The organism is Burkholderia sp. BCC0322, assembly GCF_902833045.1.
GTDB lineage: Bacteria > Pseudomonadota > Gammaproteobacteria > Burkholderiales > Burkholderiaceae > Burkholderia.
The window spans coordinates 383,887-399,660 of record NZ_CADFDU010000001.1; the positions used below are offsets into that span (position 1 = coordinate 383,887).

A 15,774-nucleotide genomic window follows, 5' to 3' on the forward strand; every position below is an offset into this window, starting at 1 on the left:
ATGTCAACCGGAGGGGAAACCATGAAGAAGCTGCTTCAGTTGCTGTGCGTGGGCGCGGCATTGCTCGGATCTCTCGCGCATGCCGAGCAGGTCGTGCGGATCGGCACACTCGCCGATTACGCGCCGTTCGAATACAAGGATGCGTCCGGCAAGCTGCAGGGCATGGAGATCGACATCGGCAAGAAGATGTGCGACACGATGAAGGTCAAGTGCCAGTGGGTGACGATGGATTTCGACGCGCTGATTCCGGCACTCAAGGCGAAGCAGATCGATGCGGTGCTCGCGCAAATGTCGAAGACGCCGGAGCGCGAGCAGTCGGTGGACTTCACGCGCATTTTCACGACGGCACCCGTGCAGCTCGTCGCGAAGCAGGGTTCGGGCATCACGGACAGCCCTGCCACGCTGCGCGGCAAGACGATCGGCGTTCAGACGGCATCGACGCACGAATCCTATCTGCGCCGCCGCCTGCCGGCGAGCAAGTCGGGGATCAACGTGAAGGTCTATCAGACGCTCGACGAGGCATGGCTCGATCTCGAGGCCGGACGCGTCGATGCGGTGCTCGCCGACAACACGGTCGCGTACGACTGGCTGACGAAGGCCGGCAGGAAGGAAGGTTTCGACTTCGTCGGCAAGCCGATCGCCGATGCGGAAATCTTCGGCGACGGTACGGCGATCGCGGTACGCAAGGGTGACGCGCCGTTGAAGGCGCTGTTCGACAAGGGCATCGCGCAGGTGCAGGCGGATGGCACGTTCGCCGCAGCCAACAAACGCTATTTCCCGTTCATCATCGCGCCGCAATAACCGCGCATCGGGACTGCGCGGCCGCCGGACGGCGGCCTGCGCGATCCGGGCTCACAAGGAGCGATATCACGATGGACATCTTGGTGAACTACGGCGCGCAGATCGCGGCTGGCGCGCTGGTCACGCTGGAGCTCGCGGTCAGCGCGCTATGCGTCGGCATGCTGCTCGGCATCGCCTGCGCATCGGCAAAACTGTCGAGCCTGGGCTGGCTCAGGCATGCGACCTATGCGCTGACCAATTTCCTGCGCGGCATTCCCGAGTTCCTGATCCTGCTGATCTGCTACTTCGGGCTGTCGCGTCTGCTCAACGCGCAATTCGATGGCGCCGTGGTGATCAGCCCGTTCTCCGCCGGCGTGATCGCGCTCGCCGTGGTGTTCGGCGCCTATTCGTCGGAGATGTTCCGCGGCGCATTCATCGCGGTGCCGCCCGGGCAGATCGAGGCCGCGCGCGCGTACGGGATGACACGCCTGCAGACGCTGTGGTACGTGCGCCTGCCGCAGGCGTGGCGCATCTGCCTGCCGAGCCTGAACAACATGTGGCAGAACTTGCTGAAGGACACGTCTCTGGTATCCATCGTCGGGCTCGAGGACATGTTGCGCAAGGCGAACATCGCCGCGCAGTTCACCAAGCAGCCATTCGTTTTCTACGTGACGGTCGGAATCGTCTATTTCGGCTTTCTCGCTGCATCCAACCCGGTGTTCGCTTGGCTCGAGCGCATCGCGGGCCGCGGTTACGCAAAACCCATCTGAGGAAAGCCAGGCGATGAACGACTTTCTCTCCCTCATCGTGCAGTCCGGCCCCGACGTCGCGCGCGGTATATGGATCACGCTCGCGCTGCTGGTGCTGTCATGCACGCTTGCGTTCGTGCTCGCGGTGCCGCTGGCTGTCGCGCGCACGTCGGCGTGCCGGTGGCTGTCGACACCGAGCCGCCTGTTCATGTCGGTGTTTCGCGGCACGCCGCTGCTGGTGCAGATTTTCGTGCTGTATTACGGGCTTGCGCAGTTCCCGATCGTGCGTGCGTCGCCTCTGTGGCTGCTGGTCGGCGGATCGTTCTCGTGTGCATTGTGCGCGCTGACGCTCAATCTCGCGGCTTACATGGCGGAAGACATCCGGGGCGGGATCGCCGGCGTCCCCGCCGGCGAGAAGGAGGCCGCGCTCGCGTTCGGGATGAGCCGCTCCATGCTCACCTGGTTCGTGATCGTGCCGCGCGCAATTGGCATCGTCGCGCCGACGCTCGGCAACGAGATCGTGCTGCAGCTGAAGTCGACCGCGCTGGCCAGCACGATCACCGTGCTCGACCTGACCGGTGTCGCGCGGCGCATCTCCATCGAAACCTATACGACCGACGCGCTGATGCTGGCCGGCATCGTGTACGTCGGTATCACGGCTGTGCTTTCGACCGTGCTCAAACGCGTCGAGGGCCTGCTGAATCGCCATCTGGGCAGCGCGCGTGCCTGACGGGCGCCGCATGAACGCGACACAACGAACGATCCGAGGACGACATGGGATACAAGCTTGAAACGCTGGCTCTCGCCGCGGACCGCGACGTGACCGACGAGAAGTCGGTTGCGCCGGCGATCCACTATTCGGCGGTGTTCAAGGCAGCCGGCAGCGAGGAATTCGCGGAGATGTCGAGCGTGCCGCAGCATCCGCGCAACTACACCCGCTACGGCAATCCGGTTCACGAGCGCGTGAAGGCGATCATGGCGGAGCTCGAGGGCACCGAGACCGCGCTCGTCACGGCATCCGGAATGGGCGCGATCGCGACCGCGATCCTCAGTGTCGTGAAGGCCGGCGATCACGTCGTCGGCCAGACGCGTCATTACATGAGCACCACGAAGATGCTCGACGACCTGCTGCGCCGGTTCGGCGTCGAGGTGACGTTCGTCGACCAGACCGACGTGGCCGCGTTCGATCGCGCGATCCGGCCGAACACGCGGCTGATCGTGCTCGAGTCGCCGGTCAATCCGCTGCTGCTCGTGACCGACATTGCTGCGGTGACTGAAATCGCGAGAGCCCGCGGCATCCTGACGCTCGCGGACAATACGTTCGCGTCGCCGGTCAACCAGCAGCCGCACCGGCTCGGTGTCGACATCGTCGTGCACAGCGCGACCAAGTATCTCGGCGGCCATCACGACCTGACCGGCGGCGTGATCTGCACGAGCCGCATGCTCGCCGAGCAGATCTGGCATACGCACATCACGCTCGGCTCGGTGCTGTCGCCGATGGACGCGTGGTTGCTGCTGCGCGGGCTGCGCACGCTGCCGATGCGCGTCGAGCGGATCAACGCGAACGCCCAGGCGCTCGCCGAATTCCTCGAGGCGCATGCGAAGATCGAGCGCGTGTTCTATCCGGGCCTGCGCAGCCATCCGCAGCATGGGCTCGCATGCCGGCAGATGCGCGGCTTCGGCGGCGTGGTCGCGTTCGGCGTGCGGGGAAGTTACGTCGAAGCGCAGCGCTTTGTCGAGGCGCTGCGCTTGCCGCTGAATGCGGGCAATCTCGGCGGCGTCGATTCGCTCGCGATCCATACGGCATCCATGTGGGCCGGCACGATGTCGGCGGAGCAAATGCGCGCGGCCGACATCCCGCTCAATTTCATCCGCTATTCGGTCGGCATCGAGCACATCGACGACCTGAAAAGCGATATCGCGCAAGCATTGGAGCAGATCTGAAACGGGCCGGCGCGCACGCTCGATCGACGTCTCGCGTGCGTCGCGCGAACCCTTGAATCGATTCGGGCACGAGATGCGCGGATTGCAACCACGGAGCACGGACTATGCATGACATCACAGTACTCGACGGCGGCATGGGGCGCGAACTGGCGCGGATCGGGGCGCCGTTCAGACAGCCGGAATGGTCGGCGCTCGCGCTGATGGAAGCGCCGCATTACGTCAGTCTCGCGCACGACGCGTTCGTCGCGGCGGGCGCCGACGTGATCACCGCGAACAGCTATGCGGTCGTGCCGTTCCATATCGGCGAGGAGCGGTTCCGTCGCGACGGTGTCGCGCTCGCGGCCCTAGCCGGGCAGCTCGCGCGGCAAGCGGCGGACCGCGCGGGGCGGCCCGTGCGCGTCGCGGGATCGCTTCCGCCGACGGGCGGTTCCTACCGCCCCGACCTGTTCGACGCGGCGCGCGCGGATGCGATCCTGGCGACGCTCGTCGAAGGGCTCGATCCCTACGTCGACCTGTGGCTGGCCGAGACGCAGAGCCTGACCGACGAAATCGGCGCGGTCCGGCGTGCGCTGGGCGGGAATCCGAAGCCGCTGTGGGTCTCGTTCACGCTGCGCGACGACGTCGACGCACGTGCCGCACCGGTGCTGCGGTCGGGGCAGTCGCTCGACGAAGCGATCGAAGCGGCCGTGTCCGCGCACGCGAGCGCGCTGCTGTTCAACTGCAGCCAGCCGGAAGCGATGGGGGCGGCGATCGACGCGGTGCATCGCACGCTCGTGCGCTCGGGCACGACGCTCGCGATCGGCGCCTATGCGAACGCGTTTGCGCCGCAGCGTGCCGATGCGCGTGCGAACGAGGAACTCGACAGCTTGCGCGGCGACATCGATCCGCCCGGTTACGCAAAATGGGCGCGGCAATGGCTCGCGCTGGGCGCTCAGATCGTCGGCGGCTGTTGCGGAATCGGCCCCGACCACATCGCGGCGGTGCGCGACGCGGTGGACGCCCGCGGCGCCGCGCATCCAGGGTCCGGCCAATGAAGATCGACGGCCTCGACCGGAAGATCATCGACGCATTGTGTGTCGATGCGCGGATACCGCTTGCAGTGCTGGCCGACAGGATCGGTCTGTCCAGGCAGGCGGTCCGCAACCGGATCGACCGGCTCGAAGCGCTGAACGTCATCGCCGGGTACACGGTTCGGCTCGCATTGCCCGACGATGTCGTGCCGGTGCGCGCCGTGATGCTGGTTTACCGCAAGGACCGGATGCGCGGTGCGGACGTGCTTGCCGCACTCGAACGGATCGCCGAGGTTCGCGATTGCGCGGTCCTCAGCGGCGAGGTCGATTTGCTCGTGCAGATAGAGGCCGCCACACACGAGCGCATCAGCGATATCTGGGCGACGATCAGTGCGATGGACGGTGTGCAAAACATGACGACCAGCTTCGTGCTCGATTCGGTTGTCCGCAAGCGTTGACCAAACTGGCGCGATGGGGAAAGAACTGGTGGGGCTGGATGGTGCGGTGCCTTCCACAGGTTGCCGATCAGCCGGAAATCGCCGCTTCCGATCGAGACGCATTCTGATTCAAGGTCACTTCCGCCGCCAAATCCTGTCATTCGCCTGCATTTTGGCTGGGACATTCGAATCTCGGCTCAACCCGGGTATCGGCCGCTCGCCTTGTCGTGCCGGCAAACTAAAAGAAAGAGGCACTTCGGCGACACGCGAAGATGGGCCGGCAAGGTGAAGCGGGTTTCTGAATAGGTGGGGCGGAAACCGTACTGCGGAAGGACGCCGAGACCAGTCAGCCCTTCCCCTGTTTTTTGTCGCTGAACATTGCTTTACCGCAACCCGTCTGCCACCGGTCCCTGAAAGATGTGTCCGGATGATCTCGCCCTATTAGTAGTGACAAGGTAACCGTACCGAGTAGGCGGTTCTCTTAACAAGGGGACGTTCGCATTCACGAGAAATTTGCAGGTCGCGATACGGAATCGTGAGATTTCCGACAGAGGAAATTCTCAAGAACGTGCCTGACTTGTTGATTTGTATAGGGGGCGGTTCGCTGAGGCCCTGCAGCGTGCGGCGGAGATGGCCGTCGATGCCTCCCACCGAGTTCGTTGGCGAGCCGGTCGCGACGACCGGACGGTCGGCGCCTTGCCGACGTCTGCAGCCTTTGCCAGCCATTGGCCGCGACACCCCTGAACTTCGCAGTAATTCATGTAATGCAATCTGCTAAAACACCGGTGACCATTATTTAAATCGATTGAACTATTTAATTTATTTTCTTTTGATCAAACAAAATTTCCGTGCCGGCAAAGGTATTTAAATTCACCCCGTCATCCAATGTGGTGTTTCTGCTTGATGCAGGCCTGTCAAGGCTCGCAAGGCAGTGAAGATTTTCGACCCTTTATACATCGAATTGAAGCGTTGCCGAAAATGTAAAGCATTGCAATATCAAGGCGGGATTTGAGTATTTCGGTTGCGGCGCATGATTTTGTTTGGCAGGATTTTCATCAGGTTGCTCGAATTTAAAACAACAAAACAGCCGGCCATTCAATCAGCCGAAATAACGCGCGCCGGATGAGCAACGATTCGAAAAGAAGCTGACGAAAAACTGGTAACGAGGCGGCGAACGGTCGACATCGTTCGCGATCATTGAATCAATCGCTTTCCCGGGCGTCGATGCGTCACTCGAGCGATCCGGGCGAATCCGATACGGGGCAGCCATGGCGATACTCAAGAACGATTCTTCCGGGGAAGCGTGCCTGCTCCGCGCGTATCACGTGTTCGGCCGCGATTCCGCGCGCTGCGATACGGTCATCCGCGACGCGTCGGTGTCCCGTGTCCACGCCCATATTCGCTGGGTCGGCGGGCTATGGGAGCTCCACGATCACAGCAGCAACGGTACGTCGGTATCGGGCGTGACGCTGCGCGACGGCGAGCACGCGGTGCTGCAGCGAGGCGACGTGATCCGGTTCGGCAGGGCGGGTGTCGCTCCCTGGCGCGTCGATGCGCTCGACGATCCGGCCGATACGCTGTGGCCGGTGCGGGGCGCCGCGCATCCGATCGTGCTCACGCCGCGCCAGATCCTGGCGGCCCACGCCGCGCAGCCGGTCACGATCGTCCGGACGCCGGCCGGCGAATGGCTGTGCGACGACACGTTGCCGCCGCGCGCGCTCCATGACGGCGACGAAGTGTCGACGGGCGACTTCACGTGGCGCGTGGGGCTCGTGCGCCACGGCTCGACGATGACGCTGCGCGCGCCGGCCGATCCGGCCGCGCCGGCCCGATTGCTCGAATTCTTCGTCAGCCGGGACGAAGAGCACGCGCGTGCGCTGCTGCATGTTCGCGGCGGCGTGGTCGACCTCGGCGAGCGGGCGCATCACTACAGCCTCGTCACGCTCGCCCGCGCACGTTCGGCCGACATGCAGGCCGGCTACGACGCCGCCACGCAAGGCTGGATCGAACTCGATCGGCTGGCGCGCATGCTCGGTATCGATACGTCCCATCTCAACGTGCAGATTCATCGCGCCCGGAGCCAGTTCGCGGCGCTACCGGGGCTGGATGCGAGTCAGCTTGTCGAGCGGCGGCGCGGCAGCGTCCGCTTCGGCGATTTCCCGTTCCGCGTCATGCGCGGCGAGCGCCTTGAATGCCAGTCGGTGCCGGGCGTCGAGCCGCGCATCGGCATGCATCGTCCGGCGCCGGTTCCGGTCGTCCACTGCTCGTGAACGCGGAACGACAGTCCGGGTTGCCGACGGCGACACGCGCACCCGTCGTCCCGCACGCGCGTGAATCGCCGCAGTCCGCCGCGCCGTTCGCGACGTTGGCCGGCCAGCGGCATTACCAGCTCGGTGCGTTGCTCGGCGAAGGTGGCAGCGGCATGGTGTTCCGCGCGACCTGCGACGAGACGGGGCAAGACGTCGCGATCAAGCTGATGCGGGACGATGTCGCGCGGACCGCAGCCGAGCGCGCGCGCCAGCGCATGCGCTTTCAGCGCGAGACAGGCCTGTGCGAGGCGCTGCGGCACCCGAACATCGTGGCGCTGCTGGACAAGGGGGAAGCACCCGACGGGCGGCTGTTCGCCGTGTTCGAACGCGTGCAGGGCCGAACCCTGCGCGACCGGCTGGCGATGGAGGGACCGTTGTCGGCCGTCGACACGGGACGGCTGATGACGGAGGTGCTCGATGCGCTCGCGGCGGCGCATCGCCGCGGCATCGTGCATCGGGATCTGAAACCGCAAAACATCGTGATCGCGATGGCCGACGACGGGCCGCACGCGAAGCTTCTCGATTTCGGGATCGGTGCGCTGTTGCCCGGTGCGACAGATCTCGCGCCCCAGGCTGCGACGCTTGCGGCCGAGGTGCTCGGCTCGCCGTCATATTGCGCGCCCGAGCAATTGCGCAACGAACCGCCGACGCCCGGAAGCGACCTGTATGCGTGGGGCCTGGTCGTGATCGAATGCCTGACGGGCGAAGTCGTGATGCAGGGCGCAAGCGTCGCCGACATTCTTTATCAGCAGCTCAGCCCGGTGGATATCGCGCTTCCGCCGTCGATCGCATCGCATCCGCTCGGCTCGGTGCTGCGGCTCGCGTTGAGCAAGAATCCGGCGCAGCGTGCCGCCTCGGCCAACGAACTCGTGGCGCCGTTTCGCGCGCTCAATTTCGCCGCGCTGGTGGGCCCGTTCGATGCCGGCCGTACCAGCCGGCGCACGCGGCCGCGCCCGTTCACGCCGCGCAGCGAGGCGGCCGCGACGGCTGGCGAATACCGGCAGGTCACCACGCTGTGCTGTTGCGTGACGATCGCCGGAGACGGCCGGCAACGCCATGCGGGAACCGATCATGGCGCCCTGCTCGACCGCTACGAGGCGCAATGGCTGACGAAGTGCGTGGATATCGCCGTCGGCTATGGCGCGCTGGTCGACGCGCGGCTCGGCGACACGCTGCTGTTCCATTTCGGCCTGCAAGGCGACATCGACCGGCCCGCGCGCCGTGCGGCGCGTGCGGCACTCGACATGGTGCGGGTGGCCGGCCGCGCGCGGTTGCCGGCGCCGGCCGACGCCCACGATGCCGTCGGCGGCGCAGGCTGGCACGTCGACGTGGCGGCTGCGATTCACGTCGGGCAGGTTCTCGCGCATGCGTCGCAGATCGCGGGCGGATCGACGCCGGCCGCCGCGTCGCGGTTGTTGCGGCTTGCCGCGCCCGGGCAGATCCTGATCAGCGACGATGCGCGGCTCGCGCTCGAACCGCATGCCGACTTCCGGCCGACCGTGTTGCGGCTGGCGCGCGCGGGCCTCGCGCCGCAGCCGGTGCATGAACTGCTCGGCGAGTGTCGGGCCGATACGCCGTTCGATTCGCTCGACGACGGCGTGAGGGCGCCGATGATCGGCCGCACGCGTGAACTCGATGCGCTGCTGCGCGCGTGGCGGGCGACGCGCACACGCCATCGTCGTGCGATGCGTGGCGTGCCGCGGCTCGTCGTCGGCGATGCAGGAATCGGCAAGTCGCGCCTCGTGCACGCGCTGTGCGAGGCCGTGCGCGCACAGGGCCACGCGTTTGCGCATTGCGGGTGCCTGCCCGAGCGGGAGAATCATGCGCTGTTTCCGATCCTGCGGTTCATCGGCGCGCATTGGCAACTCGACGCCGACAGCCCGCCCGGCACCACGCGCGCGGCGATCGACGCGATGCTCGCCCCGCTCGAATGCGATCGGGTGGCGGCCCGTGTCACGCTCGCGACCTGGCTGGGGCTGCCCTGCGATGCGAACGAGGCGCGATGGTCGAGCGCACGCGAACCGCACGCGCTGTTCGACGTCCTCGAGCAATTGATCGTGTCGCTCGGCAACGGCGCGCCGGTGTTGCTCGTCGTCGAGGATGTGCAGTGGATCGACCACTCGACCGAGGCGTTTCTTGCGTACCTGCAGCGCTCGCCGCGCGCGGCGGCGCTCTGCGTCGTGCTCACTTCGCGACCCGCCAGGCTCGCGCGCTGGCGCGGCGCGACCGAAGGCCTGATACTGCGCCGCCTGCCGCGCGACGATGCGCGGCGCCTGATGTCGGCGTGCCTGGGCGAGGGCGCGCTCAATCCGGCCTGGCTCGACCCGCTCGTCCATCGTACGGCGGGCATTCCGCTGTTCATCGAGGCCGTCGCGCGCGAGCTGGCGACGAGCGGTGCGGACAGCCCGCACGCGGGGCTGCGAACGACCGACCCGTGCCCGCTGCCGCTCAGTCTCGGCGGAATACTCGGGCGCACGTTCGACCGGATCGACGACGCGCGCGACACCGCGCAGCTCGCCGCGACGATCGGGCTCGAGGTCGATGCGCACCTGCTGGCCGCGGCATCGCCGCATGATCGCGCGACGCTCGACGCGCACCTGCAACTGCTGCTTGAAGAGCGGATCATGTTTGCGCGGCATCGGCGCGATCGCGTGTTCTATTCGTTCCGTCACGCGTTGATTCGCGACGCGGCATACGCGTCGATGCCGCCGGCCGTGCGGCGCGCGAACCATGCGCGAGCCAGCCGCGCGCTGGCCGCGCAAGCCGATCGTGGCGACGCCACACCCGCATTCGGCGTCGACGGACACTTCGTGCGCGCGTGCATGTGAATCCGGCATTCGGTGCACGGATGTCCCAGCGTCGCCAGAACCCGCGTTCTACAGTGGGCCAGACAGGCCGATCCGGCTTTCAGCGCCGGATCGGCCTTTAATCCGGAGACAGCCACATGACAGCCGAGTACACCCTTCAACACCGTATCGCAGGCGAGGCGTGCGATGCCGCGCAGGGCGAATGGTTCGAGAAATTCGAACCCTGCACCGGACACCTGCTTGCGCGCGTGGCGGCCGGCACCGGCGCCGACGTCGACCGGGCCGTGCGTGCGGCCAGCGCGCAATTCGACGGCGGGCACTGGAGCCGGTTGCCCGGCGCGGCACGGGCGAAGCTGCTGCATCGGCTGGCCGACCTGCTCGAGCAGGACGCGGAACGCTTCGTCGAACTGCTGGCGCGCGAACAGGGTCGCCCCGTCATGGAAGTGCGCATGATGGACCTGCCGATGTCGATCGACACGCTGCGCTACTTCGCCGGGTGGGCGGACAAGCTCGAAGGCCGCCAGATTCCGACCGGCGGCTTCATGGGGCGTCCGACCGTCAACTACACGGTGCGCGAAGCGGTCGGCGTCGCCGGCCTGATCGTGCCGTGGAATGCGCCGCTGATGATCGCGTGCTGGAAGCTGGCGCCCGCGCTCGCGGCCGGCTGCACGGTCGTGCTTAAGCCGTCGGAGGACGCGCCGCTCGCGGTCGGCGCGCTGGCGGACCTGGCGGCGCAGGCGGGCTTTCCGCCGGGTGTCGTGAATCTCGTGCACGGCATCGGCGCGTCGGTCGGGGCCGCGCTGGTCAATCACCCGGGCGTCGACAAGATCAGTTTCACCGGCAGCACCGAGGTCGGCCGCACGATCGCGCGCGAAGCCGGCGCACAGTTCAAGCGGCTGACGCTGGAACTCGGCGGCAAGGCGCCGCAAATCATCTTCGACGACGCGAATCTCGAGCAGGCGATCGCCGGCGTCGCGATGGGGCTGTTCGTCAACCAGGGGCAAACGTGCGCGGCCGGCACGCGCGTGCTGGTGCAGCGTCGTCACTACGACGACGTCGTCGGCGCGCTCGCGCATGCGGCGCGGTCGGTCAGGGTCGGCATGCCGTTCGACCCGGCGACGCAGATGGGCGCACTGATCAGCGCCCGCCACGCCGATCGTGTGAAGACGCATATCGCCGCGGCGCTTCGCGACGGCGCGACGATGGTCGCGGGCGACGAGCCGGTGCCGTCGCAAGGCTTCTTCGTGCGGCCGACAGTGTTTGCGAACGTTGACCCGGCGATGCGCATCGCGCGCGACGAAGTGTTCGGGCCGGTCGGCACGATCATTCCGTTCGAGACGGAAGACGAGGCCGTCGCGCTGGCGAACGACACCGTCTACGCGTTGTCCGCGTCGCTGTGGACCCGCGATCTCGCGACCGCGCATCGCACTGCCGCCCGTCTGCGGGTTGGCGCAGTGGCGGTGAACGCGTGGAGCCCGCTCGATGCGCGGCTGCCGTGGGGCGGCTTCAAGGAGAGCGGCGTCGGGCGCGACCTGTCGCAAAGCGGGCTCGATGCGTACCTGGAGGAGAAGGTCGTCACGATCGCGATGTAGCCGCGCACGTGCCGGCACGGAGACACCACGACAACAAGATCGCGGGCGTTGCGTTGCGCGCCCGCCCATTCCTATCGACAGACACATGACTACTCAAGACCTGACCTTCGATTACGTCGTCATCGGCGCGGGTTCCGCCGGATGCGTCGTGGCCGCGCGGCTGATCCAGCAGAATGCTGGTTCGGTGCTGTTGCTGGAGGCCGGCACACGCGACGACAATCCGTTTCACCGGATTCCGGGCGGCGTGATGCAGGTGTTCCAGAAGAAATCGTGGCCTTACATGACCGAACCGCAGCCGAACGCGAACGGCCGCAGCATGATCATCGCGCAGGGCAAGGTGCTGGGCGGCGGCAGTTCGGTCAACGGGATGATCTACATCCGCGGGCAGCGCGAGGACTACGACGACTGGGCGACGCAGTGGGGGTGCACGGACTGGCGCTACGACGACGTGCTGCCGTATTTCATGAAGGCGGAAGCGAACGAGAGCCTCGGGCCCGCATATCACGGCCAGACGGGCCCGCTGCCGGTCAGCGAGAACCGCTATCGCCATCCGCTGACGGCTGCGTTCATCCGGGCCGGGCAGGAGATGGGGCTGCGCTACGTCAACGATTTCAACGGCGAAGTGCAGCAGGGTATCGGCTATTACCAGACGACGACGCGCAACGGCGAACGCGCAAGCACTGCGCAAACCTATCTGGCGTCGGTGCGCAACGACGCGAAGCTGAAGGTGGTGACCGGCGCGCTCGTGCACCGGATCCGGGCCGATGCGGGGCGTGCGGTCGCGGTCGAATTCAGCGAGGGCGGCAATGCGGCCGTGTCGGTGCGCGTGCGCAACGAGGTCGTCGTGAGCGCGGGAGCGATCGGGAGTCCGAAGGTACTGATGCTGTCCGGCATCGGGCCGGCGGAGCATCTTGCGGCGCTCGGGATCGACACCGTTGCCGCGTTGCCGGTCGGCAGGAACTTTCACGATCATCTGCACATGTCGGTGCAGGCGTCGATTCGCACGCCGGCGAGCCTCTACGGCGAGAATACGGGGCTCCGGGCGATGCGCCATTTCCTGCAATGGAAGTGCTTCCGGAGCGGGCTGCTGACCAGCAACATCCTCGAAGGCGGTGCATTCATCGACACGCTGGGCACCGGGCGGCCGGACGTTCAGTTCCATTTTCTGCCGCTGCTCGACAACTTCGACAATACGCCGGGAGAGAAGCCGCCGGCGAGCGAGCACGGCATGTCGGTCAAGGTCGGCCATCTGCAACCGAAATCGCGCGGGCAGGTGGGGTTGCGCAGCAAGGATCCGTCGGACCGTCCGAGGATCGATGCGAATTTCCTGAGCGACCCGGCCGACCTCGACGGCCAGATCCGGGCCGTTCAGGCCGGGCTCAGGATCCTGTCGGCGAAGGCGCTGCAGGCGCACGTGAAGGAAATCGTCGCGCCGGCCCGGATCGATCCGGACGACCTGACGGCGATCGAGGCGTTCGTGCGGCAGGACATCAAGACCGTCTATCACCCGGCCGGCACCTGCCGGATGGGCGCGGACCCGCGGACGTCGGTGGTGGACCAGAAGACGTTGCGCGTGCACGGCTTCTCCAATCTGCGCGTGATCGATTGCTCGATCTGCCCGCAGGTGCCGAGCGGCAATACCAATGCGCCGGCGATCATGATCGGCGAACGCGGCGCCGATCTGCTGCTCGGTCGATGAAACGGGCGGCGCAGGGATGACCTGCGCCGCCTTCGCGTCGGGCGATGCCGACGCGATTGCGTTCGAATCAGAGCGGAAACACGGCCTTGAGCCAGAATGCCGCGCCTTCCGGGCGGTTTCGTACGTCGGTTTCCATCTGGTATTTGGCGGTCACGAACCAGCCTTTCCCGCTGTCGTACTTGATCGACGGGCCGATCGCGAACGCACGGCCACGATTGCCGGCGATGGTCTGCCCGGCCTGCGAGTCGTCCGTCATCTGCCGGTAGACATAGCCGCCCGCGCCGACCGTCAGCCCGTTGCCGAAACCCCAACCCGCCGAATAGTCGACGATGAATTCCTGGCCGGACTGATAGTCCGTCGCATGGTTGCGCTGATTGAAGGTCCACATCAGCTTCGCATCGAATACCGGCCCGGTGCGGCCGCCGTACGAGATGCCCGCGATCGGCTGGATCGCCCAGTAGTTCCGGCCGATGTTGGCCAGGTCGCTCTTGTCGTACTGGCCGGTCGGTGCGAAGAAATCGACGGCGAGCAGCGTGTGGAGCGTCGGCGTGACGTGCCAGCCGAGCGCCGGCCCGAACGTCATGTCGCCGACGCCGGTCTTCCGTTGCGACTGCCCGCCCGCGTGCACGTCGAGCATGACGAGCGGAAGCAGCGCATGCATCGCCAGCGATGCGCCGGCAAACGTGTAAGGCGTCACCCACACGATCCGCGGCGTCACCGAATAGGCGGTGATGTCGAAGTCCGGTGGCGCGACGTTGCGGCCGTCGTTGTCGCGCAGTTCGCCGGCGTGGTAGCGCTCTGCATAGATCAGCGCATAGAGCCCCGGCGGCGGCAGTGCGCAGCACAGGTAGCCTTCCGCCCCGGTCGGGTAGACGGAGCCGCCGCCTTCGGTGGCGTGAGCGCCGTGCGCGATGACGAGCGCGGACAGCATCACGGAAAGGGATCGTCGTTTCATCGGTTGTCTCCTCCTGCGGCGCGTGAGCGGCCGCCGATTGTCTTTGGGCGGCGTGCGTGACCGCATGGGCCTCGCACGTGAAACCCGGCCGGACGCCGTTTTCCGCCCGTCAGCAGGGTGCCGCGCCCGTTTTTCGCTCGCATGTGTTTGCGTGCAGAGCCGTCAGGAGTGCGGTGCATCTAGGGGAAATCTTTACTGCGTCAGGTAGCGTTCCGGCCGCGCATGGGAGTTGTGCGAATATTCTTTTGCGTCGTCGCGCCGTACGCTCTGACTCGATCCCCTCTCATCGATGCCGGCCGGGCGCGTGTTGCCGCACACGGCGGAAGTCGGGCGAGTCGATCGTCGCGTCCGCTGCCTGTGTATGCAGGCGGCCAGGCAATGGACGTCCTTGAAGGCCGGATATTTCTGGAGGCGAACGTCATGATCGATTCGGGATCTCACCTGCCCCGGCAGGCGGGCGGCATCGCGTGCTGGTCGGAGCAGATCCGGCATCGGTTCTTTCCGCTGGAGTTGAACGCCGGCGCATCCGGCGAATTCGACGCGAACGTCGACGTGTTCGACCATGCGCGCTGCCGCGTGGCGCGCATTGCGGCGAGCGCGCACAGCGCCTCCATCGGGCGCGATGCGTGCAAGACGCTGAAGCACCGCTACGTCAAGGTGATCTGGCAACTGAGCGGCGTGGCGAGACTCGAGCAGGGGGCGTGTGAAGTGATCGTGCCGTCCGGGCATTTCACGCTGTACGAGGCGAGCAGCCCGTACTGGATTCAAAGCGACGCACACGGTGAGTTCGTCACGATGCTGTGCGAGGTGGCCGATCATGACGCGCTGCTGGCGTTGGCCCGGCACGCGATCGGCCGCACGATGCCGACGACGGGCGGCGCGGCCGTGGCGCTCGCCAGCCTGCAGGCGATGATCGCCGAGGGCCGGCGCATGAATCCGCGCAGCCGCTTCGGCGTGCTGGAGCTGGTGGCGACGCTGCTCGCCGAGGCCATCGATTTCACGGACGGCACGGCGCCCGCGTCGCGGCGCAAGATCCGCGAGACGTTGTTGCGGGACGCGCAGCAGTACATCCATCGGCATCTGGACGACGGTGAACTGTCGCCCGATCGCATCGCCGCGGCATTGAAGGTATGCCGCCGCACGCTCTACCAGGCGTTCGAATCGATCGGCGAGCGGCCGCAGGCGATGATCCAGCGCCTGCGGCTCGAGAAGTGCCACGAAGTGCTGTCGCAGACCGGTGCCGACGGGGCGAGCATCACGCGTCTCGCGCTGCAGTCGGGTTTTTCCGATCCGGCGTATTTCGCGCGCCTGTTTCGCCGGCGCTTCGGGGTTACGCCGTCGCAGTGTCGGGATGCCGCGATGCAGGACGGGGGCGGGACGGAATCGTCGCGTTCGTCATGATTGCGCGAACGCGCGCCGCTCCGAAAAGCGGGCGGCACGCGTGCGACGTCGAAGGCGGCGGGCCGGGCCGAAGCTAAGTCCGCGCCTGCTC

11 protein-coding genes and 1 pseudogene are annotated in these 15,774 nt (G+C 66.6%); 11 read left to right on the top strand and 1 reads right to left on the bottom strand.

Annotated features, from left to right (window positions below; translation table 11 throughout):
• The first annotated feature begins 21 nt into the window (after positions 1-21).
• The 10 genes and pseudogenes from HWX39_RS01785 to HWX39_RS01830 all read left to right on the top strand — a co-directional run bounded on the left by HWX39_RS01785 (position 22) and on the right by HWX39_RS01830 (position 13,327).
• A complete protein-coding gene (locus HWX39_RS01785) occupies positions 22-801 on the top strand; it encodes a transporter substrate-binding domain-containing protein (RefSeq protein ID WP_175965292.1) in 780 nt (259 codons plus the stop codon).
• 71 nt (positions 802-872) lie between these two features.
• Positions 873-1,550: an ABC transporter permease subunit gene (locus tag HWX39_RS01790; protein ID WP_175965293.1), complete on the top strand. Its 678-nt coding sequence runs from the start codon at positions 873-875 to the stop codon at positions 1,548-1,550.
• Between the two features lie 13 nt (positions 1,551-1,563).
• A complete protein-coding gene (locus HWX39_RS01795) occupies positions 1,564-2,259 on the top strand; it encodes an ABC transporter permease subunit (protein ID WP_175965294.1) in 696 nt (231 codons plus the stop codon).
• 44 nt (positions 2,260-2,303) lie between these two features.
• Positions 2,304-3,473: an aminotransferase class I/II-fold pyridoxal phosphate-dependent enzyme gene (locus HWX39_RS01800; protein ID WP_175965295.1), complete on the top strand. Its 1,170-nt coding sequence runs from the start codon at positions 2,304-2,306 to the stop codon at positions 3,471-3,473.
• A 104-nt stretch (positions 3,474-3,577) separates the two neighbouring features.
• Entirely contained in the window at positions 3,578-4,507 is a 930-nt protein-coding gene (locus HWX39_RS01805; protein WP_175965296.1) for a homocysteine S-methyltransferase family protein, read from the top strand.
• Complete coding sequence (locus tag HWX39_RS01810; protein ID WP_175965297.1) at positions 4,504-4,941, top strand: Lrp/AsnC family transcriptional regulator; 438 nt, start codon at positions 4,504-4,506, stop codon at positions 4,939-4,941. The genes HWX39_RS01805 and HWX39_RS01810 overlap by 4 nt, the downstream gene beginning before the upstream one ends.
• Before the next feature lie 1,247 nt (positions 4,942-6,188).
• Positions 6,189-7,190 (top strand): FHA domain-containing protein, encoded by a 1,002-nt coding sequence (locus HWX39_RS01815; RefSeq protein ID WP_175965298.1) that lies wholly within the window; start codon positions 6,189-6,191, stop codon positions 7,188-7,190.
• A pseudogene (locus tag HWX39_RS01820) lies at positions 7,187-10,048 on the top strand (TOMM system kinase/cyclase fusion protein); the annotation flags it as partial. The gene HWX39_RS01815 and the pseudogene HWX39_RS01820, both read left to right, overlap by 4 nt.
• 125 nt (positions 10,049-10,173) lie before the next feature.
• The gene (locus HWX39_RS01825) at positions 10,174-11,628 is read left to right on the top strand and encodes an aldehyde dehydrogenase family protein (protein WP_175965300.1); all 1,455 of its coding nucleotides are present in this window, start codon (positions 10,174-10,176) and stop codon (positions 11,626-11,628) included.
• Positions 11,629-11,713: 85 nt separating this feature from the next.
• Positions 11,714-13,327, top strand: a complete 1,614-nt coding sequence (locus HWX39_RS01830; protein WP_175965301.1) for a GMC family oxidoreductase N-terminal domain-containing protein — start codon at positions 11,714-11,716, stop codon at positions 13,325-13,327.
• A gap of 67 nt (positions 13,328-13,394) precedes the next feature.
• Here the strand turns inward: HWX39_RS01830 and HWX39_RS01835 are convergent, their stop codons facing one another.
• Positions 13,395-14,282, bottom strand: a complete 888-nt coding sequence (locus HWX39_RS01835) for a transporter (protein ID WP_175965302.1) — start codon at positions 14,280-14,282, stop codon at positions 13,395-13,397.
• A gap of 378 nt (positions 14,283-14,660) precedes the next feature.
• On the opposite strand from HWX39_RS01835, the gene HWX39_RS01840 reads away from it, so the two are divergent.
• On the top strand, positions 14,661-15,683 hold the full coding sequence (locus tag HWX39_RS01840; protein ID WP_244134871.1) for a helix-turn-helix domain-containing protein: 1,023 nt from the start codon (positions 14,661-14,663) through the stop codon (positions 15,681-15,683).
• The last annotated feature ends 91 nt before the right edge of the window (positions 15,684-15,774 follow it).

Bases quoted from the DNA above. Each gene is read 5' to 3' on its own strand.
- HWX39_RS01785 (WP_175965292.1), top strand. From the start codon at position 22: ATGAAGAAGCTGCTTCAGTTGCTGTGCGTGGGCGCGGCATTGCTCGGA.
- HWX39_RS01790 (WP_175965293.1), top strand. From the start codon at position 873: ATGGACATCTTGGTGAACTACGGCGCGCAGATCGCGGCTGGCGCGCTG.
- HWX39_RS01795 (WP_175965294.1), top strand. From the start codon at position 1,564: ATGAACGACTTTCTCTCCCTCATCGTGCAGTCCGGCCCCGACGTCGCG.
- HWX39_RS01800 (WP_175965295.1), top strand. From the start codon at position 2,304: ATGGGATACAAGCTTGAAACGCTGGCTCTCGCCGCGGACCGCGACGTG.
- HWX39_RS01805 (WP_175965296.1), top strand. From the start codon at position 3,578: ATGCATGACATCACAGTACTCGACGGCGGCATGGGGCGCGAACTGGCG.
- HWX39_RS01810 (WP_175965297.1), top strand. From the start codon at position 4,504: ATGAAGATCGACGGCCTCGACCGGAAGATCATCGACGCATTGTGTGTC.
- HWX39_RS01815 (WP_175965298.1), top strand. From the start codon at position 6,189: ATGGCGATACTCAAGAACGATTCTTCCGGGGAAGCGTGCCTGCTCCGC.
- HWX39_RS01825 (WP_175965300.1), top strand. From the start codon at position 10,174: ATGACAGCCGAGTACACCCTTCAACACCGTATCGCAGGCGAGGCGTGC.
- HWX39_RS01830 (WP_175965301.1), top strand. From the start codon at position 11,714: ATGACTACTCAAGACCTGACCTTCGATTACGTCGTCATCGGCGCGGGT.
- HWX39_RS01835 (WP_175965302.1), bottom strand. From the start codon at position 14,282: ATGAAACGACGATCCCTTTCCGTGATGCTGTCCGCGCTCGTCATCGCG.
- HWX39_RS01840 (WP_244134871.1), top strand. From the start codon at position 14,661: ATGGACGTCCTTGAAGGCCGGATATTTCTGGAGGCGAACGTCATGATC.